18 protein-coding genes and 2 riboswitches are annotated in these 20,980 nt (G+C 71.3%); of the genes, 10 read left to right on the forward strand and 8 right to left on the reverse strand.

Translation table 11 applies throughout. The features are described 5' to 3' along the window. From gcvP to ACPYOG_RS13175, 4 genes are all read right to left on the reverse strand, one after another. Positions 1-2,925, reverse strand: a 2,925-nt coding sequence (gene gcvP, locus ACPYOG_RS13160; protein ID WP_481294657.1) for an aminomethyl-transferring glycine dehydrogenase, incomplete at its 3' end; no start/stop codon positions are given. A 30-nt stretch (positions 2,926-2,955) separates the two neighbouring features. Next, complete coding sequence (gene gcvH / locus ACPYOG_RS13165) at positions 2,956-3,330, reverse strand: glycine cleavage system protein GcvH (RefSeq protein ID WP_481294641.1); 375 nt, start codon at positions 3,328-3,330, stop codon at positions 2,956-2,958. Between the two features lie 2 nt (positions 3,331-3,332). After that, on the reverse strand, positions 3,333-4,547 hold the full coding sequence (gcvT, locus tag ACPYOG_RS13170) for a glycine cleavage system aminomethyltransferase GcvT (RefSeq protein ID WP_481294642.1): 1,215 nt from the start codon (positions 4,545-4,547) through the stop codon (positions 3,333-3,335). A 65-nt stretch (positions 4,548-4,612) separates the two neighbouring features. Further along, positions 4,613-4,718: riboswitch (glycine riboswitch) on the reverse strand. 1 nt (position 4,719) lies between these two features. Beyond that, a riboswitch (glycine riboswitch) is annotated at positions 4,720-4,814 on the reverse strand. Positions 4,815-4,885: 71 nt separating this feature from the next. Beyond that, the gene (locus tag ACPYOG_RS13175; RefSeq protein WP_481294643.1) at positions 4,886-5,236 is read right to left on the reverse strand and encodes a hypothetical protein; all 351 of its coding nucleotides are present in this window, start codon (positions 5,234-5,236) and stop codon (positions 4,886-4,888) included. Positions 5,237-5,480: 244 nt separating this feature from the next. Here ACPYOG_RS13175 and ACPYOG_RS13180 point away from each other — a divergent pair, with 244 nt between their 5' ends. From ACPYOG_RS13180 to ACPYOG_RS13200, 5 genes are read left to right on the forward strand one after another with little or no spacing between them, the layout of a single operon-like run. Then, complete coding sequence (locus ACPYOG_RS13180; protein ID WP_481294644.1) at positions 5,481-6,212, forward strand: NUDIX hydrolase; 732 nt, start codon at positions 5,481-5,483, stop codon at positions 6,210-6,212. Next, on the forward strand, positions 6,209-7,504 hold the full coding sequence (gene nadA / locus ACPYOG_RS13185) for a quinolinate synthase NadA (RefSeq protein WP_481294645.1): 1,296 nt from the start codon (positions 6,209-6,211) through the stop codon (positions 7,502-7,504). Before ACPYOG_RS13180 ends, nadA begins: the two co-directional genes overlap by 4 nt. A gap of 1 nt (position 7,505) precedes the next feature. Further along, complete coding sequence (gene nadB / locus ACPYOG_RS13190) at positions 7,506-9,101, forward strand: L-aspartate oxidase (protein ID WP_481294646.1); 1,596 nt, start codon at positions 7,506-7,508, stop codon at positions 9,099-9,101. Beyond that, positions 9,095-9,928, forward strand: coding sequence for a carboxylating nicotinate-nucleotide diphosphorylase (gene nadC / locus ACPYOG_RS13195; protein ID WP_481294647.1), 834 nt, complete (start codon positions 9,095-9,097; stop codon positions 9,926-9,928). The genes nadB and nadC overlap by 7 nt, the downstream gene beginning before the upstream one ends. Further along, on the forward strand, positions 9,925-11,067 hold the full coding sequence (locus ACPYOG_RS13200; protein ID WP_481294648.1) for a cysteine desulfurase family protein: 1,143 nt from the start codon (positions 9,925-9,927) through the stop codon (positions 11,065-11,067). Before nadC ends, ACPYOG_RS13200 begins: the two co-directional genes overlap by 4 nt. Before the next feature lie 97 nt (positions 11,068-11,164). Here the strand turns inward: ACPYOG_RS13200 and ACPYOG_RS13205 are convergent, their stop codons facing one another. Next, positions 11,165-11,479 carry an ArsR/SmtB family transcription factor gene (locus tag ACPYOG_RS13205; RefSeq protein WP_481294649.1) on the reverse strand — a complete coding sequence of 105 codons (315 nt, stop codon included), beginning with the start codon at positions 11,477-11,479 and terminating at the stop codon, positions 11,165-11,167. After that, positions 11,476-11,913 carry an SRPBCC domain-containing protein gene (locus tag ACPYOG_RS13210; RefSeq protein WP_481294650.1) on the reverse strand — a complete coding sequence of 146 codons (438 nt, stop codon included), beginning with the start codon at positions 11,911-11,913 and terminating at the stop codon, positions 11,476-11,478. Before ACPYOG_RS13210 ends, ACPYOG_RS13205 begins: the two co-directional genes overlap by 4 nt. Positions 11,914-12,104: 191 nt before the next feature. On the opposite strand from ACPYOG_RS13210, the gene ACPYOG_RS13215 reads away from it, so the two are divergent. The 4 genes from ACPYOG_RS13215 to ACPYOG_RS13230 all read left to right on the forward strand — a co-directional run bounded on the left by ACPYOG_RS13215 (position 12,105) and on the right by ACPYOG_RS13230 (position 16,197). Continuing rightward, positions 12,105-13,607, forward strand: coding sequence for an MDR family MFS transporter (locus ACPYOG_RS13215; RefSeq protein WP_481294651.1), 1,503 nt, complete (start codon positions 12,105-12,107; stop codon positions 13,605-13,607). Between the two features lie 245 nt (positions 13,608-13,852). Continuing rightward, the gene (locus ACPYOG_RS13220) at positions 13,853-14,881 is read left to right on the forward strand and encodes an ADP-ribosylglycohydrolase family protein (RefSeq protein WP_481294652.1); all 1,029 of its coding nucleotides are present in this window, start codon (positions 13,853-13,855) and stop codon (positions 14,879-14,881) included. Next, positions 14,874-15,803, forward strand: coding sequence for a PfkB family carbohydrate kinase (locus ACPYOG_RS13225; protein WP_481294653.1), 930 nt, complete (start codon positions 14,874-14,876; stop codon positions 15,801-15,803). The genes ACPYOG_RS13220 and ACPYOG_RS13225 overlap by 8 nt, the downstream gene beginning before the upstream one ends. Before the next feature lie 34 nt (positions 15,804-15,837). Then, positions 15,838-16,197 carry a DUF488 domain-containing protein gene (locus ACPYOG_RS13230; protein ID WP_481294654.1) on the forward strand — a complete coding sequence of 120 codons (360 nt, stop codon included), beginning with the start codon at positions 15,838-15,840 and terminating at the stop codon, positions 16,195-16,197. A 4-nt stretch (positions 16,198-16,201) separates the two neighbouring features. Here the strand turns inward: ACPYOG_RS13230 and aceB are convergent, their stop codons facing one another. Then, entirely contained in the window at positions 16,202-17,827 is a 1,626-nt protein-coding gene (aceB, locus tag ACPYOG_RS13235; RefSeq protein WP_481294655.1) for a malate synthase A, read from the reverse strand. A gap of 35 nt (positions 17,828-17,862) precedes the next feature. Beyond that, entirely contained in the window at positions 17,863-19,212 is a 1,350-nt protein-coding gene (aceA, locus tag ACPYOG_RS13240; protein ID WP_481294658.1) for an isocitrate lyase, read from the reverse strand. Between the two features lie 163 nt (positions 19,213-19,375). Between aceA and ACPYOG_RS13245 the strand changes: the two genes are divergently transcribed. Further along, a complete protein-coding gene (locus ACPYOG_RS13245; protein ID WP_481294656.1) occupies positions 19,376-20,860 on the forward strand; it encodes a helix-turn-helix domain-containing protein in 1,485 nt (494 codons plus the stop codon). The last annotated feature ends 120 nt before the right edge of the window (positions 20,861-20,980 follow it).

Here is a 20,980-nt window from a genome sequence, read left to right on the forward strand (position 1 = left end):
TCCGTCGTCGGCAGCGTCAGATGTGTATAAGAGACAGGCGCAGAAGAGGTTGCGGTCGCCGTAGGCCTGGTCGACGCGGCGGACGGGAGGCCAGTACTTGGCGCGGACGAGGGCCGGGACGGGGTAGACGGCCTGCTCGCGGGAGTAGGGGTGCCCCCAGTCCGACGAGACGACCGACTCGGCCGTGTGCGGTGCGTTGCGCAGCGGGTTGTCGTCCGAGGGCCAGTCGCCGGAGGCGACGGCGTCCGCCTCCGCGCGGATCGCCGCCATCGCGGCCACGAAGCGGTCGAGCTCGGCGAGGTCCTCGCTCTCCGTCGGCTCCACCATGAGGGTGCCGGCGACCGGAAACGACATGGTCGGTGCGTGGAAGCCGTAGTCGATGAGCCGCTTGGCGACATCGTCCACCGTCACGCCGGTCCGCTCCGTGAGCGGGCGCACGTCCAGGATGCACTCGTGCGCGACGAGGCCGTCCTCCCCCGCATAGAGCACCGGGAAGGACTCGCGCAGGCGCGCGGCGACGTAATTGGCGGCCAGGACGGCTGCGCCGGTCGCCTCCTTGAGGCCCTCGGCGCCCATCATCCGCACGTACGCCCAGCTGATCGGAAGGATGCTGGGGCTGCCGTAGGGCGCCGCCGAGACGGGCGCTCCGCCGTGCTCGACCCGGCCGCCGCCCACGAGTGGATGCGTCGCATCCTGAGCGAGCGGATGCCCGGGCAGGAACGGTGCGAGATGCGCCTTCGCCGCGACCGGCCCGACCCCGGGTCCGCCGCCGCCGTGCGGGATGCAGAAGGTCTTGTGCAGGTTGAGGTGGCTGACGTCGCCGCCGAAGTCGCCGAACCGCGCGTAGCCGAGCAGCGCGTTCAGGTTCGCACCGTCGACGTAGACCTGGCCGCCGGCGTCGTGGACGGCCTGCGTGATGGCCACGACCTCGTGCTCGTAGACGCCGTGCGTCGACGGGTAGGTGATCATCAGGGCCGCCAGCGCATCCGCGTGCTGCACGATCTTGGCACGCAGATCGTCGAGGTCGACGTTTCCGAGCTCATCGGTCGCGACGACCACGACGCTCATCCCGGCGAGCACCGCAGAGGCCGCGTTCGTGCCGTGGGCGGACTGCGGGATGAGGCAGACCGTCCGCCGGTCGTCGCCGCGTGAGCGGTGGTACCCGCGGATCGCGAGCAGTCCGGCCAGCTCACCCTGGCTGCCGGCGTTCGGCTGCAGCGAGACGGTGTCGTATCCGGTGACGTCGGCGAGCCAGCGCTCCAGCTCGTCGATCAGCTCGAGCGAGCCGGCGACGTCGGAGGCCGGGGCGAAGGGATGGAGGGCCGCGAACTCGGGCCACGTCACCGCCTCCATCTCGGTCGCGGCGTTCAGCTTCATGGTGCAGGAGCCGAGCGGGATCATGCCGCGGTCGAGGGCGTAGTCGCGGTCCTGCAGGAGGCGCAGGTAGCGCATCATCGCGGTCTCGGAGTGGTGCGTGTTGAAGACGGGATGCGTCAGATAGCCGGTGTCGCGCGCGACGGCGGCGTCGAACGATTCCTCGGCGCCGAGGTCGAGGAGGGCCTCGCCGTCGACCGTCCCGCCGAGCGCCTCGATCAGGTCCGCCAGCGGGAAGGATCCATCACGGAGGTCGGCCGCCGACTCCTCGTCGATGCTGAGCGAGACGAGGCCCGCGTCGGTGGCGTGCAGCAGAAGACCCCGGTCGTGCGCCCGGGCGACGACGGTCGCCGCGTCATCCACCTCGACCTGGAGGGTGTCGAAGAACGATCGCGACATGACCTCGACGCCGGCGGCGCGGAGCGCACGAGCGACCGCCGCCGTCGAGAGGTGCACCTGCCGACCGATCGCACGGAGTCCCGCCGGGCCGTGGTACACCGCGTACATCGCCGCCATGACGGCGAGGAGCACCTGGGCGGTGCAGATGTTGGAGGTCGCCTTCTCGCGCCGGATGTGCTGCTCGCGCGTCTGGAGGGTCAGCCGGTAGGCGGGCTTGCCGACGGCATCCTGCGAGACGCCGACGAGGCGGCCGGGAAGCTGCCGCTCCAGGCCCTTCCGCACGGCCATGTAGCCGGCGTGGGGGCCGCCGAAGCCCATCGGGACGCCGAAGCGCTGGCTCGTGCCGACCGCGACATCCGCGCCGAGCTCGCCCGGCGCGCGCAGCAGGGTCAGCGCGAGAAGGTCCGCTGCGGCGACGATGACCGCGCCCGCCTCCTTCGCCGTGCGGATGACCGCGCTCGGATCCCAGACGCGCCCGGAGGCGCCGGGGTACTGGACGAACAGCCCGAACGCGTCCGACAGCTCGGGCGCGTCGGCGGCCAGGCCGGCCAGATCGAGCACGACGAGCTGAATACCGACCGCCTCCGCCCGGTTGCGCAGCAGGGCGAGGGTCTGCGGGAAGGTGTCGGCATCCACGATGAACCGGCCGGACGACGCCTTGGATGCGCGGCGCGCCAGCAGCATCCCCTCCACCACCGCGGTGCCCTCGTCGAGCATCGACGCGTTGGCCGTGTCGAGCCCTGTGAGGTCGGAGACCATCGTCTGGAAGTTGATCAGCGCCTCCAGCCGGCCCTGTGAGATCTCCGGCTGGTACGGCGTGTAGGCGGTGTACCAGCCCGGATTCTCGAGCACGTTCCGCTTGATCACCGCCGGCGTGATGGTGCCGTAGTAGCCGAGACCGATGAGGCTGCGGTTCACGGTGTTGCGCGACGCGATCGCGCGCAGCTCGCGGAGGGCGGCGCGTTCGCTCAGCGGCGCGGGCAGCGCCGAGAGGCGGTCGCCGTCGATGCGGATCGAGTCGGGGACGGCCGCAGCCACGAGGTCCTCGACGGAGGACCAGTCGCGGGAGGCCGCGGCGCCGATCGCGGAAAGCATGGTGCTCTGCGAAGCTTCATCGGCGCCGATGTGACGCGTCACGAACTGATCGGGCATTGCGAGGTCGGTCATTTCAGGGTCGAAGCCTTACTCGCCGGTCAGGGCGGCGTACTCGTCGTAGCTCAGGAGGTTCGCGGGCAGCTCGGTGAAGCGGACCTTCACCAGCCAGCCGTTGCCGAAAGGGTCGGAGTTGACGAGCTCGGGAGCATCCACCACGGCCGTGTTCGCCTCGGCGACCGTGCCGTCGACCGGCGCGAACAGCTCGCCGACGGACTTCGTCGACTCGATCTCGCCGACGACGCGGCCGGCGGTCACGTCGCTGCCGACCTCCGGCAGCTCGACGAACACGACGTCGCCCAGCTTCTCGGCGGCGTAGGCGGTGATGCCGACGGTCGCCACGTCGCCCTCGACGAGGAGCCACTCGTGCTCGGCGGTGTACTTCAGGTCTCGTTCTGCGGCCATGGCTAGCGCTTCTTTCTGCTGTAGAAGGGGAGGGCGGTGACGGTGAACTTCAAGCGGGAGCCGCGCACATCCACGTCGAGGACGGTGTTCTCGCGGGCGAAGCGGGGCGCGACGTACGCCATCGCGATCGGCACGCCGAGCGTGGGAGAGAGCGCGCCGGAGGTGACGATCCCGACCTCCGCGTCCTCCCCCGTGCTGTCGTCGCGGGCGAAGACGGGGTAGCCGGCGCGGGCGGCGCGCTTGCCTTCTCCCGCGAGGCCGACGAGGACGGGCGCCTGGGCATCGGGTCCCTCTTCGCTGGCGGCCCGGCCGACGAAGTCGGTCTCCTTGGCGAGGTTGACGACGCGCCCGAGACCCGCCTGCGCCGGCATCGTGGCGAGGCCGAGCTCGTGGCCGTACAGCGGCATCCCCGCTTCGAGCCGGAGGGTGTCGCGACTGGCGAGGCCCGCCGGGACGAGATCCTGCTCGGCACCGGCCTCCAGCAGCGCATCCCAGAGGGCGCGGGCGTCGTCGGGGGCGACGTACAGCTCGAACCCGTCCTCGCCGGTGTAGCCGGTGCGGGCGATGAGCGCGGGACGCGTCTGGAACTCCGCCGGCAGCGAGCGGTAGTACTTCAGAGCCGAGAGGCGTTCCCCGAAGTCCTCCCCGTCGAGGGCGCCGTCGTCGGCGGCGAGGCCCGGCGTCGCGAGGAGGATGGAGAGCGCGGCCGGGCCCTGGACGGCGATGAGGGCGATGTCGTCGGACTCGTCGAACACCTCGACGTCGAACGGCGCCGTGCGGTCGCGCAGCTCCTGCGCCACCGCATCCCGGTTGGAGGCGTTCGCGACCACCATGTAGCGGTCGTCGCCCGTGCGGTAGACGACCAGGTCATCCACGATTCCGCCGGTGCGGGAGAGCAGGAGGCTGTACTTGGCCTGGTCCACCGCGACCGAGGAGAGCTTCCCGGCGAGTGCGTAGTCGAGCGCCTGTCCCGCCTCCGGTCCCAGGACGACGATCTCGCCCATGTGCGAGAGATCGAAGAGGCCGGCGGCCGTGCGGACGGCGTGGTGCTCGGCCAGATCGGACGAGTAGCGGACCGGCATCTGCCATCCCGCGAAGTCGGTGAACGAGGCGCCGGCCGCGATGTGGGCGGCGTGGAGCGGGGACGTGCGTGGGCTCGGCGCTTCGTGCTGCTGCGCTTCGTGCTGCTGCGCTTCGTGGCTCTGCTGCGAGGTCATGAGTTCTCCGATTCGCCGGCCATCCGGCCGGGGGCGGCGGGAGCGACGACGCTCCCGGAAAGAACTCCCCCTCTGTCATCCGGCCTGAGAGTTTCACCGCGGCATCCTGCTGGATGACGTGGCTTTCACCGTGGGCGAGGACGGCGGGCGCCGTCCTGCTTTTCAGAGTGGCCAGTTCGATGCGGTACGCGTACCTGAGAGATTGTCGGGGAGGATTGCTCCTTCGGTGTCGCCCGCCTGCGCGTGCGACTCTCCCGCATCGACCTCGTTGGCCCGGTATTCAGTTGGATGTCGGCCAGCATATCCGGTTCGGCGACCCCGCGCTCCGCGCCCGAAGATCAGCTCGCGTGCTTGTATCGCTCCAGCAGCAGCTGCACGCCCTCACGGAGGAGATCGGCTTCGGTCCGGCCGGTCTCGGCGCGAAGCCGGGCTAGCTCATCGAAGTCGTGCCGCGAGACACGCGCCCGAACGGTGGGAGAGGGTCCCTCGCCGGGCTCGCCCAGCGCAGGACGGCCGGGCTTCATCGCGCGTTCCAGCGCCTCTTCGCTGCCGTATTGCTCCAGCATGAATGTCCTACCGGCGCGAGCGGCGTCCTCACCGAAGAGGGCCTTGCCCGTCGGAGTAAGTGGGACGTCGGGGTCGGTCAGGCGTGCGGCGAGCGCCTCGTAGTCGATGTCATCGTCGGTCAATGCGGGCTCCCATGTGGCGGTGGCATCCCTCGACACTATTCAAATCCGCTTCATTTTGTAGCACAAAAACACTTTCATTGCGCGAGGGGCAACCCATGCGGCGAGTGGTCCGAACACGCCGTATCGGCGGCATTCGACACGGCGTGTTGGGACCACTCGATGCATCGGTTTGTGGTTCGGGTCTGGATGACACTAAGATGGTGCGAACGTTAGAGTCACGTTGACCTTTAGGTGGGAGTGCGGCATGGCGGCACGGCATGAGCGCGAGAGCGCGATCCTCGCCGTGTCGACGGTCATCTTCGCGCTGCGCACGGACGACGAGACCGCCGGAGTGCCCCAGGTCTGGCTGCCGCTGGTGCGACGCATCCGGGAGCCGTTCGGCGGGCGGTGGGCACTGCCGGGAGGCCCGTTGCGCGTCGGCGAGGACCTCGCCTTCGCCGCCGCCCGCACCCTCAACGACACGACCGGCCTCACCCCGCGCTACCTGGAGCAGCTGTACGCCTTCGGGGACGCCGACCGCTCCCCCGGCGCCGAGCGCGTCGTCTCCGTCGTGTACTGGGCGCTGGTCCGCAGCGAGGAGGCGGAGCGCGCGAGCGTCGGCGAGAACGTCCGCTGGTTCCCGGCCGACGAGCTCCCGGAGCTGGCGTTCGACCACAACCTCATCGTCGAGTACGCGCTCTGGCGGCTGCGCACCAAGATGGAGTACTCGCGGATCGCCCACGCGTTCCTCGGCGACCGCTTCACCCTGGCCCAGCTCCGCGCCGTGCACGAAGCCGTGCTCGGGAAGCCCCTCGACCCGGCGAACTTCCGGCGCACGATCGAGGGATCCGGCTCCGTCGTCGCCACCGACGAATACCTGACCGGAACCCCCCACCGGCCGCCGCGGCTGTACCGCTACAACGACCAGATCGACCTCGCCGACGCGGGGCCGCTTCCCCGCCAGCAGCATCCGTTCGAAGGAAGAAGCGAATCATGACCACAGCTTCGGTCGACACCACCATCCGGCTCATCGCCGCAGGCGAACTCGCCGGCGAGACCTGCACGCCCGAGCTGGCGGAGGCGCCGTGGGCGTTCGACGCGGCGCCGCCCTCCTACGGTCCTGGCGCATCCATGGCCGATCCGATCCCGCCGCAGACGCCGCGTCAGGGCGAGCTCCCGGAGGAGTACCGCACCGCCTCCGCGCAGGAGCTGGCCGAGCGCATCCGGGTCGCCAAAGAGACGCTGGGCGACCGCGTCGCCGTCATGGGCCACTTCTACCAGCGCGAGGAGGTGGTGCAGTACGCCGACTTCGTGGGCGACTCGTTCCAGCTCGCGAACGCCGCGAAGGCCCGGCCGGAGGCGGAGGCCATCGTCTTCTGCGGCGTCCACTTCATGGCCGAGACGGCGGACATCGTTTCGCGTCCCGACCAGCGCGTCATCCTCCCGAACCTGGCCGCGGGATGCTCGATGGCCGACATGGCCGATCTCGACTCGGTGCAGGAGTGCTGGGAGCAGCTGGAGGAGCTGTACGGCACCGAGCCCGATGCGGAGGGCCGCGTCCCGGTCATCCCGGTGACCTACATGAACTCGTCGGCCGCTCTGAAGGCGTTCTGCGGCGAGCACGGCGGGATCGTGTGCACCTCCTCGAACGCCGCCACCGTGCTGCAGTGGGCGTTCGAGCGGGGACAGCGCGTCCTCTTCTTCCCCGACCAGCACCTGGGCCGCAACACGGCCAAGGCGATGGGCGTGCCCCTCGAGCGGATGCCGCTCTGGAACCCGCGCAAGGCCTGGGGCGGGACGGACGCCGAGACCCTCGAGGAGGCGCAGGTCATCCTGTGGCACGGCTTCTGCTCGGTGCACAAGCGCTTCACGGTCGGCCAGATCGAGCACGCGCGGGCCGAGTTCCCCGGGGTCCGGGTGATCGTGCATCCCGAGTGCCCGATGGAGGTGGTGGATGCGGCCGACGAGTACGGCTCGACCGACTACATCGTGAAGGCGATCCAGGCGGCGCCGGCGGGCTCCACGTTCGCGATCGGCACCGAGATCAACCTGGTGCAGCGACTGGCAGCGCAGTTCCCGCAGCACACCATCTTCTGCCTCGACGCGGTCGTGTGCCCCTGCTCGACGATGTACCGCATCCACCCCGGCTACCTGGCCTGGGTCCTGGAGGGACTGGTGCGCGGCGAGGTGCTCAACCAGGTGAGCGTGCCTGCGACGGTCGCCGAGCCGGCACGGGTGGCCCTCGAGCGGATGCTCGCCGCGCGGCCCGACACCACGATGGCGGCCTGACATGAGCCGCGTCGTCGTCGTCGGCAGCGGGATCGCGGGCCTCACGGCCGCGCTCCGGGCACACGTGCTCGGGCACGAGGTGACGATCGTCACCAAGTCCGCGCTGTCGGACGGCAGCACCCGGTATGCGCAGGGCGGGATCGCCGCAGCGCTGTTCCCGGACGACAGCGTGGCGGCGCACGTCGCGGACACTCTGCGCGCCGGCGCCGGGCTGAATGTGCGGGAGGCGGTGGAGGCGCTCTGCGCCGACGGACCGGATCGCGTCCGCGAGCTGATCGCGCGGGGCGCCGCGTTCGACCGCGACGGCGACACACTCGCCCGCGGGCTGGAGGCGGCGCACTCCTCTGCCCGGGTGCTCCACGCGGGCGGCGATGCGACCGGTGCCGAGCTCGAGCGCGCGCTGGTCGCGGCCGTCCGGGCGGCGGGCATCCCGGTCGTCGAGGGCGTCTTCCTGCGCGACGTGATCCTGCGCGACGGCCGAGCCGCCGGGGTGTCGTTGCGCCCGGCGGAGGGAGCGGACCTCGCCGTGGACGCCGACGCGGTGATCCTGGCGACCGGCGGGTGGGGGCAGCTCTACGCGCACACCACCAACCCGGCGGTGGCCACCGGAGACGGCGTGGCCGCCGCGTGGCGCGCGGGCGCCGTGCTCGCCGACGTGGAGTTCACCCAGTTCCACCCGACCGCACTCGCCGCCTCGGTCGCGGGCGGCACCGCGGGTGCCTTCCTCGTCTCGGAGGCGGTGCGCGGCGAAGGAGCGGTCCTCCGCAACGCCGCCGGCGAGCGCTTCATGCTCGACGTCCATCCGGATGGGGAGCTGGCACCGCGCGACGTGGTCGCCCGCGGCATCGCGGTCGAGATGGCCGCGCAGGGCGGGCATCCCGTGCTGCTGGATGCCACGGCGCTGGGTGCGGACTTCCTCGCCCGCCGCTTCCCCACGATCGATGCGGCGTGCCGCGCGACGGGCTACGACTGGGGCCGCTCGCCGATTCCGGTCACGCCCGCGGCGCACTACGCCATGGGCGGCGTGGCGACGGACACGGAGGGGCGGACCAGCGTCCCCGGGCTCTTCGCCGTCGGCGAGGTGGCCTGCACCGGAGCGCATGGCGGGAACCGGCTCGCCTCCAACTCGCTGCTGGAGGGGCTGGTGTTCGCGCACCGCGCCGCCGGGGCGATCGACGAGCCGTGGATGGCGTCGCCGGCCTGGGTGCAGGACGGCGCGATCGCGGGCGCGGCGCGTTCGGATGCCGATGCGCGTTCGGGCGGCGCGGACGCGCATCCCGCATCCCTCCCCTACGACCGCGAGCGGTTGCAGCGGCTGATGTGGGAGGCGGCGGGCGTCCACCGCGACGGCGCCCGGCTCGCAACGGCGGCGGAGGAACTCGCGGCGACCGCCGATCCGGTCTCCGCCGGCCCCACCTCGGGCGAGGACGCGAACCTCCTCACGCTGGCGCGGCTCGTCGTGGCGGCAGCGCTCGCCCGCGCGGAGTCACGAGGCGCGCACTTCCGGTCCGACTTCCCGCTCCCGGCCGACGACACGCCGGCCCACACCGTCCTTGTTCCGCAGTCGACCCGTCTCGAGGTTTCCGCAGCATGCTGACCCGCCAGCTCATCCACACCGTCGTCCAGGCCGCCCTCGTCGAGGACGCGCCGTGGGGCGATGTGACCAGTCAGCTGCTGATTCCGGAGGCGGTCGCGCGCGAGCCTGGCACCTTCGCGGGCGGCGAGGTCTTCGCGGCGGCGATGACGCTCACGGACCCCTCCATCGAAGTGACCCTCCACGTCCCGGACGGCGCCGCCTTCGCGGCCGGGGATGCGCTGGCAACGGTGACCGGACCGGCGCGCTCCGTGCTGCAGGGCGAGCGCGTCGCGCTCAACTTCACCCAGCGGATGAGCGGCATCGCCACGCTCACGGCCGCCTTCGTCGCCGAGGTGGCCCACACATCCGCGCGGATCGTGGACACCCGCAAGACCACGCCCGGCCTGCGGGCGTTCGAACGTCACGCCGTGCGGGCGGGCGGCGGCCACAACCACCGGTACTCGCTCTCCGACGCCGTCATGGCCAAGGACAACCACCTCGCCGTCCTCACCGCCCAGACCGGGCTGACGGTGACCGAGGCCCTGCTGCGCGTGCGCGAGCAGCTCTCCCACACCACCCACCTGGAGGTCGAGGTCGACCGGATCGACCAGATCGAGCCGGTGCTGGCCGCGGGCGTGGACACGATCATGCTCGACAACTTCACCCTCGACGAGCTCCGCGAGGGCGTCGCACGCGTCGGGGGCCGGGCGATCGTGGAGGCGAGCGGAAACGTCAGCCTCGCCACGGTCCGCAGCATCGCCGAGACCGGCGTCGACGTCATCTCGGCAGGCTCCCTCACCCACAGCGTCCGCTCGCTCGACCTGGGACTGGACGTGGTGGTGGAGTGATCTACCTCGACGCCGCCGCCACCTCACCGGTCCGCCGCGAGGTGCTGGAGGCGATGTGGCCGTACCTGACCGGCGACTTCGGCAATCCGTCCAGCCACCACAGCGTGGGCGAGTCGGCGGCGCACGCCCTCGCGGACGTGCGGGGGGCGGTCGCATCCTGGCTGGGCTGCCGTGCGTCGGAGGTGACCTTCACCTCCGGAGGCACGGAGGCGGACAATCTCGCCGTGAAGGGCATCGCGCTGGCGAACCCGCGCGGCCGGCACCTCGTGACGACGAGGATCGAGCACGAGGCCATCCTCGAGTCCGTGGACTATCTGGTGCGCCTGCACGGCTTCGCGGTCACGTTCGTCCCGGTCGGCCGTGACGGGATGGTGGCGCCTGCGGATTTCGCGGCGGCGCTCCGGCCCGACACCACCCTGGCTTCAGTGATGCTCGCGAACAACGAGATCGGGACGGTGCAGCCGATCGCGGCGCTCGCCGGTCTTGCGCATGAGCACGGCATCCCCCTCCACACGGACGCCGTCCAGGCGGCAGGCTGGCTGCCGCTCGACGTCGGGACGCTGGGGGTGGATGCGCTCAGCGTCTCCGGCCACAAGCTCGGCGCCCCCAAGGGGGTGGGCGCCCTGTTCGTGCGCGGGCGCATCCCGCTGGAGGCCGTGATCCACGGGGGTGGACAGGAGAGGGGCCGGCGGTCGGGAACGGAGAACGTCGCCGGAGCAGTCGGGCTGGCCATGGCGGCGCGACTGGCATCGGACGGCATGGATGCGCGGGCGCGTGCAGCGGCGGAGGCACGGGATGCGTTCGTGGCCGCCGTGCTCACGGAGGCGCCGGGGGCGGCGCTCACCGGGCATCCCTCGTCGCGGCTGCCGGGAAGCGCCTCGTTCGTCTTCCCGGGCACGAACGGCGAGGCCGTGCTCCTGGAGCTGGAACGACGTGGCGTGGTCTCCTCCAGCGGATCGGCCTGCGCGGCCGGCAGCGAGGATGCGTCGCACGTGCTGCTGGCGCTCGGGTACGCGGAGGACGTGGCGCGGACCGCCGTGCGGTTCTCGTGGGGACCCGAGGTGTCGGCGGCGCAGCTCGCGGCGGTCGCGCCTGCTGTGGGCGAGGCAGTGCGCGTGGTGCGCGGGCTGTCGGGGTGAGCGGCGGGCCGGGGGTGGATGGTGGCGCGGCGGCCGACGTGCGACCAGGGGCGGCCGCCGATGTGCGGCGGCCACCCATCCCGGTCCCGGTCCGGGGTCACAGCGTCTCGGCGATCTCCTTGATCGCGGCGAGGCGGCGATCCCACTTCGCGCCGATGCTCTCGAGCCGGCGTGCGGTCGCATTCAGCTGCGCGCCGAGGACGCGGTAGCGCACCTCCCTGCCGACCCGCACCGGTTCGACCACGCCGACCGCCTCGAGGACCGCGAGGTGCTTGGCGATCGCTTGACGGCTCACCGGGAGGCGGTCGGCGAGGGCGGACGCGGAGGCGTCCCCCTCCCCCAGTGCTTCCAGCACGCTCCACCGCGTCTCGTCCCCGAGCGCAGCGAAGACGGAGACGAGCGTCTCCGTCATTCCGAGCGCTCCGCGAACACGACGAGCTTGTCGAGCTCGGAGACCCAGCCTCCGGCGTGGTCGGCCATCTCCTCGGCGGGCGCAGTGGTCCGCTCGAACCCGGATTCCTCGACGGTGAGCTGCGTCCCGTCCGCGAGCGAGGCGAGCGTGAAGGTGAAGACGGTGGAGGTGTCCTGCTGGCCCCAGCGGTAGGAGACGCTGCGCGGCGCATCCACATGCTCGACGATGACCGGGGTCGGGTCGTAGCCCTCGAAGAAGATGGTGCCTCGCGCGCCCGGACCGGAGCCGTCGAGCTCGATGCGCCCAAACCACTGCGAGATGTGCTCCGGCTTGGTCACGGCGGACCAGACCTTCTCGACGGGCGCCTGGATGTGGACGGTGCGGGTGACGGTGAACGCGTCTGCGTCGACCACGGATGCGGGATTCTCGGTCATGGTGCCTCCTCGTGGATGTGCCGAACTCTTCGGCGTGCAACTCCAGGGTTGCATATCTCTTCGGTTGCTGCAACCCCAGGGTTGCATTTTGATTAAGGGACGTTTATTCCCCTGTTCTGCGCAGAGCGAACTTCTCCACAGTTCACGAGAACGACACTCGCGATGTCGGTGCTGGTCGATACGGTGTACCGGTGACTGAGAAGACCTCACCTGCGCCTTCGATCGATGCCGGCGCCCTCCCGCTGCCCGCCGACCCCGCACCACGCATCTCGCCGCGCGACCAGCGGGTGATCTGGCTGCTCCTGGTGGCCACGTTCGTGGTGATCCTCAACGAGACGATCATGGCGGTCGCCATCCCCCGGCTGATGGACGACCTGCACATCGATGCGCTTGCCGCGCAGTGGCTCTCGACGGCCTTCATGCTGACGATGGCGGTGGTCATCCCGATCACCGGCTTCCTGCTGCAGCGCTACACGACCCGGCAGATGTTCATCGCCGCCATGTCCTTGTTCTCGCTCGGCACGCTGGCCGCGGCGCTCGCGCCGGGGTTCCCGGTGCTCGTGGCCGCGCGCGTGATCCAGGCAAGCGGCACGGCCATCATGATCCCGCTGCTCATGACCACGCTGATGACGCTGGTGCCCCCGGCGATGCGCGGCCGGACGATGGGCAACGTCTCGATCGTCATCTCGGTCGCTCCGGCGATCGGACCGACGATCTCCGGCCTCATCCTCAACTTCCTGGCGTGGCGGTGGATCTTCCTGATCGTGCTGCCGATCGCCCTGGTGATGCTGCTGGTCGGCATGCGGTTCGTCGAGAACGTGACCGAGCCGCAGAAGGTGCGGATCGACGTGATCTCGGTGATCCTGTCGGCGTTCGGCTTCGGAGGGCTGGTCTACGGGCTGACCCTCTCCGGCGAGTCCGGGCCCGCGTCCGCAAGCCCGTTCATGCTCTGGGGCTCACTGGTGGTCGGCGTGATCGGTCTCGCTGCCTTCATCACCCGGCAGCTGCTCCTGCAGCGACGGGACCGCGCCCTGCTCGACCTGCGGACCTTCCGCTACCCGATCTTCACGGTGTCGATCGCCCTGATGTCGATCACCACCGCATCCATGTTCGGCGTCATCATCGTGCTTCCGCTGTACCTCCAGCACGTGCTGCACCTCGACACGCTGTCCACCGGGCTCATCCTGCTCCCGGGCGGACTCATCATGGGGCTCGCGTCGCCATTCGTCGGGCGGCTGTACGACCGCTACGATCCGCGGGTCCTCGTCGTTCCCGGGTCGATCCTGGTCAGCCTCGTGCTGTGGTCGCTGACCATGCTCACCGAGCACACGCCGGTCGGCCTCGTCATCGCGGCGCACGTCGTGATGAGCCTGGGGCTCTCGATGATGTTCACCCCGCTGTTCACGGCCGGGCTGGGAGCGGTGCCACCGCACCTCTACTCGCACGGCAGCGCCATCCTCGGCACGATCCAGCAGGTCGGCGGGGCGGCGGGCACGGCTCTCCTCATCGCGGTCCTCACTCTGCAGGCCACCGGGCTCGCCGCCGGCGGCGCTGGGGTGGACGCGGCGCAGGCCGGCGGGATCCGCGCCGCCTTCGTGGCCGGCGCGATCATCTCCCTGTTCGCCGTCGCCGGCTCCTTCTTCCTGCGCAAGCCCGCCGACCTCCCCGCGGAGGCGCCGGCCTTCGCGCACTGAGCGCCACCCACCATTTCCCCCCACCTCGAGTCCGCACAGATTGCACGCGACACGCCGAGGCGGCGTGCAGTCTCTGCGGACTCGACGGCGGCGCGGCGGAGACACGAGGCGCGGCGACCGGGAGGCGGGCGACACGTGGCACGCCGAGCGCGCGAGAATGGGAGCACAGCACGCAAGGAGGCAGCCGTGAGCATCATCCGCACCCCTGAACCGTCCGACGCGCGGGTCCGCGCGGTGGCGGCGCTGTGAGGGACAGCGCACGCGCCCGGTCTCTCGCGGCCCTTCACGGGCTGGCGCTGGGCGACGCTCTCGGGATGCCGACGCAGTCGATGTCGCGCGACCGCATCCACGCCGACCACGGCCGCATCGGTGGCCTCGTGGCAGCAGGCCCCCACCAGCAGATCGCCGCGGGCATGCCGGCCGGCTCCGTGACGGACGACACCGAGCAGGCCGTGCTGCTCGCGCGGCTGCTCATCGACGGCGGCGGCACCGTACGTCCGGCCGCCTTCGCCGCCGAGCTCCTCGCCTGGGAGCGGGCGATGGAGGCCCGGGGCTCGCTCGACCTCCTCGGTCCCAGCACCCGCGCGGCGCTGCAGCGCCTCCAGGACGGCATGCCGCCCGAGGAAGCCGGACGGTTCGGCGCGACGAACGGCGCCGCCATGCGGATCGCGCCCGTCGGGATCGCCGTCCCCGTAGAACCGCTCGGCGAATTCGTGGATGCGGTGGCCCAGGTGAGCACGCTGACGCACAACACCGGGATCGGGATCGCGAGCGCCGCCGCCGTGGGCGCGGCGGTGAGCGCCGGGATCGACGGCGCCGACACGCCGGAGGCTCTGGAGCTGGCGGTCGCGGCGGCCCGCGAAGGCGGTCGGCGCGGCCACTGGGTCGCGGGCGGCGACATCGCCGAGCGGCTGGCGTGGGCCGTCCCCTTCCTCCTCGGCCTCTCCGCCGATGAGCAGGACGACGCGCTCGCGGAGGTGATCGGCACCTCCGTCGCCGCCCAGGAGTCGGTGGTCGCGGCACTCGCGCTGGTCGCCGTGACCGTCGAGAGCGGCGAGGCCACCGATCCGGATGCGGCGTGGGACACGCTCTGCCGTGCCGCAGGTCTCGGCGGCGACACCGACACCATCGCTGCGATGGCCGGTGCGGTGCTCGGCGCGACCGGCGCTGCGGACTGGCCGCGGACGGCCCTGGACACCGTCCGCCGCGTGAACGCTCTGGACTTCGAGCGGCTCGTCGACGGACTGCTGCAGCTGAGGACGCGACATGGCTGACGGACGCCTGATCTTCACCGGGACGGTCGTGGTCGATCTGCTGCTGCAGGTGGATGCGCTTCCCGAGCGCGGCGGCGACGTCCTGGCCTCGTCGGCCGGGATGTCCGCGGGCGGCGGCTTCAACGTCATGGCGGCGGCCGCGCGCGACGGTGCGGAGGTGGTCTTCGCCGGCCGATCGGGCAGCGGACCCTTCGGCGAAGTCGTGGCCGAGGCGCTCTGGCGGGAGGGGATCGGCGTCGCCAACCCGCCTCTGGAGTCCGCCGACAACGGCTACTGCGTGGTCCTGGTCGACGCGGACGCCGAGCGCACGTTCGTCACGGCTCCCGGCGCCGAGGGGATGCTGTCCCGCGCCGACCTGGATGCGGTACGACCCACGGCGAGCGATGTCGTGTACGTGTCCGGGTACAGCCTCGCCCATCCCGTCGCAGGCGCCGCCGTTGCCGGCTGGCTCACGACGCTACGGAGTGAGACCCAGGTGGTGTTCGACCCGTCGCCGCTGGTCGGCTCGCTCGACGCCGACCTGCTCGAGGCGACGCTGCGCCGGACGGACGTGCTCAGCACGAACGCGCGCGAAGCCCGCATCCTCCGCAGCAACACGCATCCCGCTCCGGCGGCCGGAGCCCTGCGCGGGATGCTGCGCACGGGCGGGGTCGCCGTGGTGCGCGATGGGGCGTCGGGATGCTGGGTCGCCACGGAGGAGCCGGCGCCGACGCATCTGCCGGCGTTCCCCGTCACCGCGGTCGATACGACGGGTGCGGGCGATGCGTTCGGAGGCGTTCTGGCCGCCGCGCTGACCCGCGGCCTCCCGCCGCTCGAGGCCGCACGGCGGGCGAACGCGGCGGCGGCGCTCTCCGTCTCGCGACGCGGACCGGCGACCGCACCGCGGGCGGCGGAGACGGACACGCTACTGGCCGGCGAGTGAGCGACCGGCGAGCCACAGAAGAGAGGGGCATCACGTGTTCGCAGTGAAGCGCATCTACGATCCGCCGGCACCCGAGGACGGTTTCCGCGTGCTCGTCGACCGGCTCTGGCCGAGGGGTCTCAGCAAGGAGCGCGCCGACATCGACCTGTGGCTGAAGGAGGTGGCGCCCTCCACGGAGCTGCGCCGGTGGTTCCATCAGGACCCGGCCGGCGAGCACGAGGCCTTCGACGAGTTCCGCGCTCGCTACGAGAGCGAGCTCGACACGAATCCGGCCGTCGACGAGTTGCGGACGCTGGCGCGACAGCATCCCGTGATCACGCTGCTGGTCGGGCTTCGCGACCCGGAGGTGAACCACGGAAAGGTGCTCGAGGAGTACCTCGAGCACCATCCGTGATCGGTCAGCCGGCGAGCGCCAGGTCCGGCGTGCCCGCATCCACCAGATACCGCGCGTAGGCCGGGATCGTGAGGAACGTTGGGAACTCCTCCCCCAGTGCGACCTGACGCAGCAGCTCGGCGGCGTCCGCGAACCGGGTGCCCTCGTCGTCCAGTCGTGAGAGCTCCTCCTCCAGGATGCGCGCGACCGTCTCGTGCGAGACGGGCGTGCCCTCCGCCGTGACGATCCGGTTGTCGATCCACTGCCGCAGCAGCGCGCGGGAGATCTCGGCCGTCGCCGCATCCTCCATCAGCCCGTCGATCGCGACGGCTCCGGTTCCGCGGAGCCAGGCTTCGATGTACCGCAGCGCGACCGAGACGTTCGACCGAACCCCCGCATCCGTCACGGTCGCGTCGGCGTCGCCCACGGCGAGCAGGTCGTCAGCGCTGACCCGCACCTCGTCCCGCCGCCGCGACACCTGGTGGGGCCGCTCCCCTAGGACCGCGTCGAACTCGGCGAGAGCCGTCGGGATGAGGTCGGGATGCGCCACCCAGGTGCCGTCGAAGCCGTCTCCGGCCTCGCGCCGCTTGTCCTCCGCGACCCGCGCCAGCGCGCGCGTCGTGGCCTCGGCATCCCGGCGGTTCGGGATGAACGCGCTCATCCCGCCGATCGCGTGCGCCCCGCGGCGATGACAGGTCGCGACCAGCAGCTCGGTGTAGGCGCGCATGAAGGGGACCGTCATCGTGATGCGGTCGCGGTCTCCGAACGCGAACCGGCGCCCGCGGCCCTGGAACGTCTTGATCATGGAGAAGATGTAGTCCCAGCGTCCCGCGTTGAGGCCCGCGCAGTGCTCGCGCAGTTCGTAGAGGATCTCGTCCATCTCGAACGCCGCCGGGATCGTCTCGATCAGCACGGTCGCGCGGATGGTGCCGACGGGCATCCCGATGCGCTGCTGCGCGAAGACGAAGATGTCGTTCCACAGCCGCGCCTCGTGGTGCGACTCCAGCTTCGGCAGGTAGAAGTAGGGGCCGCGTCCCGCATCCACCAGGGCCTGCGCGTTGTGCCAGAAGTACAGGCCGAAGTCGGTGAGGGAGGCGCTGGCGGGCGATGTGCGCCCGGCCCGGTCGGTGAACGCGAGGTGCTTCTCGACCAGGTGCCAGCCGCGCGGGCGCATCACGATCGTCGGCGTGTGGGCGAACGGCGTGGTGACCCGGTACTCCTTGCCCTCGGGGCTGGTGAAGGCGAGGCGTCCGCGGACGGCGTCGTGCAACGTCCGCTGGCCGCCGACGATGTTCTCCCAGGTGGGGCTGGTCGCGTCCTCCAGGTCGGCGAGCCAGACGCGGGCGCCGGAGTTGAGCGCGTTGATCGCCATCTTGGGATCGGTGGGTCCGGTGATCTCGACACGGCGGTCCGCGAGGGCGGGACCCGCTCCGGCGACGCGCCAGGAGTCGTCATCGCGGATCGCGGCGGTGCTGCTCAGGAATCGCGGGTCGCGGCCGTTCCCGGCATCCGCACGGTGCCGCTGGCGTGCCGCCAGCAGTTCCTGGCGCCGGCCGGCGAAGGCCTGGTGCAGGTGGTCGATGAAGGCGATCGCCTCCGGGGTGAGGATGTGGTCGGTGCCGTCGATGCGCGGCCCGGTTATCTCGATCATGTGCGTGTCTCCTTCAGGAACAGCTGCGGCTGGGGTCAGAACTGGTGTGCTTCGGTGGAGCCGACCAGGGCGAGCGTGGCGCTGTCGGGGTTGAGCGCGGTCGCGATGCGGTCGAAGTAGCCGGTGCCGACCTCCCGCTGGTGGCGGGTGGCGGTGTAGCCGTCGGCCTCGGAGGCGAATTCCGCATCCTGCAGGTCGACGTAGGCGCTCATCTGCCGGGTGGCGTAGTCCCGGGCGAGCGTGAACATGGAGTGGTTGAGGGCGTGGAAGCCGGCCAGCGTGATGAATTGGAAGGCGTATCCCATCGCCGCGAGCTCCCGCTGGAACCGGGCGATGGTCTCGTCGTCGAGATGGCTGCGCCAGTTGAACGACGGGGAGCAGTTGTAGGCGAGCTTCTTGCCCGGGAACTCGGCGTGCACCGCTTCGGCGAATCGACGGGCGAGGTCGAGGTCCGGTTCGGCGGACTCCACCCAGAGCAGGTCGGCGTAGGGCGCATACGCGAGTCCGCGGGCGATGACCGGCTCGATGCCGTTGGTGACCTCGTAGAAGCCCTCGGCGGTCCGGGTCCCGGTGAGGAAGGGCCGGTCCCGCTCGTCGTGGTCGCTCGTCAGCAGCGTCGCGGCCAGCGCATCCGTCCGGGCGATCACGATGGTCGGGACCCCTGCAACGTCCGCGGCGAGGCGTGCAGCGTTGAGCGTGCGGATGTGCTGCCCGGTCGGGATGAGGACCTTGCCGCCCATGTGCCCGCACTTCTTCTCGCTCGCCAGCTGGTCCTCCCAGTGGACGCCCGCAGCGCCCGCCTGGATCATCGCGTGCATCAGCTCGTAGGCGTTGAGGGGACCGCCGAAACCGGCCTCGGCGTCGGCGACGATGGGCGCCATCCACTCGGACACCGGGCCGTCGGTTCCCTCGACCTGGCCCGCGCGCAGGAGCGCGTTGTTGATGCGGCGGACCACGGCGGGCACCGAATTGACCGGGTACAGGCTCTGGTCGGGGTAGGTCTGCCCGGCGAGATTCGCGTCGGCGGCAACCTGCCAGCCGGACAGGTAGATCGCCTGCAGGCCCGCGCGGACCTGCTGCACCGCCTGGTTGCCGGTCAGCGCCCCGAGGGCGGCCACCCAGCGCGGGTCGCCGGGCGTGCCTTCGCGCTGGAGGAGCTCCCAGAGCCGCTCGGCGCCGCGGCGGGCGAGCGTCTGCTCCTCGCGGACCGGGCCGCGGAGGGCCACGACGTCGGCCGCCGTGTAGTCGCGGCGGATGCCGGACCAGCGCGCGTCGGCATCCCACTCCAGCTGCAGTTCGGCGGCGGTCTGGATGGTGTCGCCGGGGCGGTGGGCCGGCGTGCGGTCTGCTGGCGTCGGCTGCTCGGGTGTCGGCTGCTCCGGCATCGGCTGCTCGGGGATCGGCTGCTCTGGCATGGGGACCTCCATCGGTCGGGATCTCTCGGATCGGATGACTCGATCCTTCGCCCTGCCGCGCGCCGCGCATCCACATCCATCGGGAGAAATCCGCCCGTTCTTCTGTTTGCCAGAACTTCGGCGCAGTGTCACGATGGCCACCATGACCGTCATCGAGGACGTGCACGACGACCACCCCGCAGCCGACGCGCTCACCCTGGGCCGGCGCATCCGTGCGTTCCGCCAGAAGCGCGGGATGACGCTGGAGGCGCTGGCCGCGGCCGTCGACCGGGCGCCGTCGCAGGTGTCGACGATCGAGAACGGCAACCGCGAGCCGCGTCTCGCCCTGCTGCGCGGGATCGCCGCGGCGCTCGAGGTGACGGTCGACGACCTGCTCGCGCCGGAGGCGCCCGACGAGCGCGCGGCACTCGAGATCGCGGTCGAGCGGGCGCAGCGCGGACCGGTGTTCGCCTCCCTCGGCATCGAGCCGACCCGCGTCTCGCGAACCGTGCCCGACACGACGCTGCACGCCATCCTCGCCCTGCACCAGGAGGTGGAGCGGCTGCACCGGGAGCGGGCCGCGACGCCCGAGGAGGCGCGGCGCGCCAATGCGGAACTGCGCGCCACCATGCGGGCGCGCGACAACCACTTCCCCGAACTCGAGGCCATCGCAGCGAAGCTCCTCGCGGTCGTCGGGCACACCGGCGGGCCGGTCTCGCACCAGACGGTGTCCGACATGGCCGACCACCTCGGCTACTCGCTGCACTACGTCGGAGACCTGCCGCACTCCACCCGCTCGGTCACCGACCGGCGGAACGGACGCATCTACCTGCCGACCGAGCGGTCGGCCTCCCGCGACTCGCGCTCGCCCATCCTGCAGGCGTTCGCCTCGCACCTGCTCGATCACGACGAGCCGGGAAACTACGCCGATTTTCTGCGGCAGCGCATCGAGACCAACTACCTGACGGCGGCACTCCTGCTGCCCGCGAAGGATGCGGTCGCGTTCCTCACCGAGGCCAAGAACTTCCGCCGCATCTCGATGGAGGACCTCCGGGATGCGTTCGCGGTGTCGTACGAGACGGCGGCGCACCGGTTCACCAACCTCGCCACCGCGCGGCTCGGCATCCCGGTGCACTTCATGAAGGTGCACGAGTCGGGGACGATCATCAAGGCGTACGAGAACGACTCGGTCGCCTTCCCGTCCGATGCGCTCGGCGCGGTCGAGGGGACGCCGGTGTGCCGCAGCTGGACCGCACGCACCGTGTTCGACGTCGCCGACCGCTTCAGTCCGTACTACCAGTACACGGACACGCCGAGCGGAACCTTCTGGTGCACGTCACGCGTCGAGAAGGCGAAGGAGGGCGACTACTCCGTCAGCGTCGGCGTGCCGTTCGCGCACGTGAAGTGGTTCCGCGGCCGCGAGACCGCTCATCGCGCCGTCTCCCGGTGCCCCGACGAATCGTGCTGCCGTCGGCCGCCCACCGCTCTCGCCGGCCGCTGGGAGGGGATGGCGTGGCCCGCGGCCCGGACCCCCACCTCCCTGCTCGCCGCGCTCCCGACCGGCACCTTCCCGGGTGTCGACCCCACCGAGGTCTACGCCTTCCTCGACCGCCACGCCCCCACCTCCGACTCCGCGTAACCCCGAGCCCCACTGTCGAGTACGCAGAGATTGCACGCTCCCCCGGCGTGTCGCATGCAATCTCTGCGGACTCGACGGTGGGGCTGTCTCTTATACACATCTGACGCTGCCGACGACGGA

It is taken from the genome of Leifsonia sp. HAY1-4F, from assembly GCF_056755275.1.

Excerpts from the sequence above, each read along its gene's own strand:
- gcvH (WP_481294641.1), bottom strand. The coding sequence starts at position 3,330 with ATGGCCGCAGAACGAGACCTGAAGTACACCGCCGAGCACGAGTGGCTC.
- gcvT (WP_481294642.1), bottom strand. The coding sequence starts at position 4,547 with ATGACCTCGCAGCAGAGCCACGAAGCGCAGCAGCACGAAGCGCAGCAG.
- ACPYOG_RS13180 (WP_481294644.1), top strand. The coding sequence starts at position 5,481 with ATGGCGGCACGGCATGAGCGCGAGAGCGCGATCCTCGCCGTGTCGACG.
- nadA (WP_481294645.1), top strand. The coding sequence starts at position 6,209 with ATGACCACAGCTTCGGTCGACACCACCATCCGGCTCATCGCCGCAGGC.
- nadB (WP_481294646.1), top strand. The coding sequence starts at position 7,506 with ATGAGCCGCGTCGTCGTCGTCGGCAGCGGGATCGCGGGCCTCACGGCC.
- nadC (WP_481294647.1), top strand. The coding sequence starts at position 9,095 with ATGCTGACCCGCCAGCTCATCCACACCGTCGTCCAGGCCGCCCTCGTC.
- ACPYOG_RS13205 (WP_481294649.1), bottom strand. The coding sequence starts at position 11,479 with ATGACGGAGACGCTCGTCTCCGTCTTCGCTGCGCTCGGGGACGAGACG.
- ACPYOG_RS13210 (WP_481294650.1), bottom strand. The coding sequence starts at position 11,913 with ATGACCGAGAATCCCGCATCCGTGGTCGACGCAGACGCGTTCACCGTC.
- ACPYOG_RS13225 (WP_481294653.1), top strand. The coding sequence starts at position 14,874 with ATGGCTGACGGACGCCTGATCTTCACCGGGACGGTCGTGGTCGATCTG.
- aceB (WP_481294655.1), bottom strand. The coding sequence starts at position 17,827 with ATGATCGAGATAACCGGGCCGCGCATCGACGGCACCGACCACATCCTC.
- aceA (WP_481294658.1), bottom strand. The coding sequence starts at position 19,212 with ATGCCGGAGCAGCCGACACCCGAGCAGCCGACGCCAGCAGACCGCACG.
- ACPYOG_RS13245 (WP_481294656.1), top strand. The coding sequence starts at position 19,376 with ATGGCCACCATGACCGTCATCGAGGACGTGCACGACGACCACCCCGCA.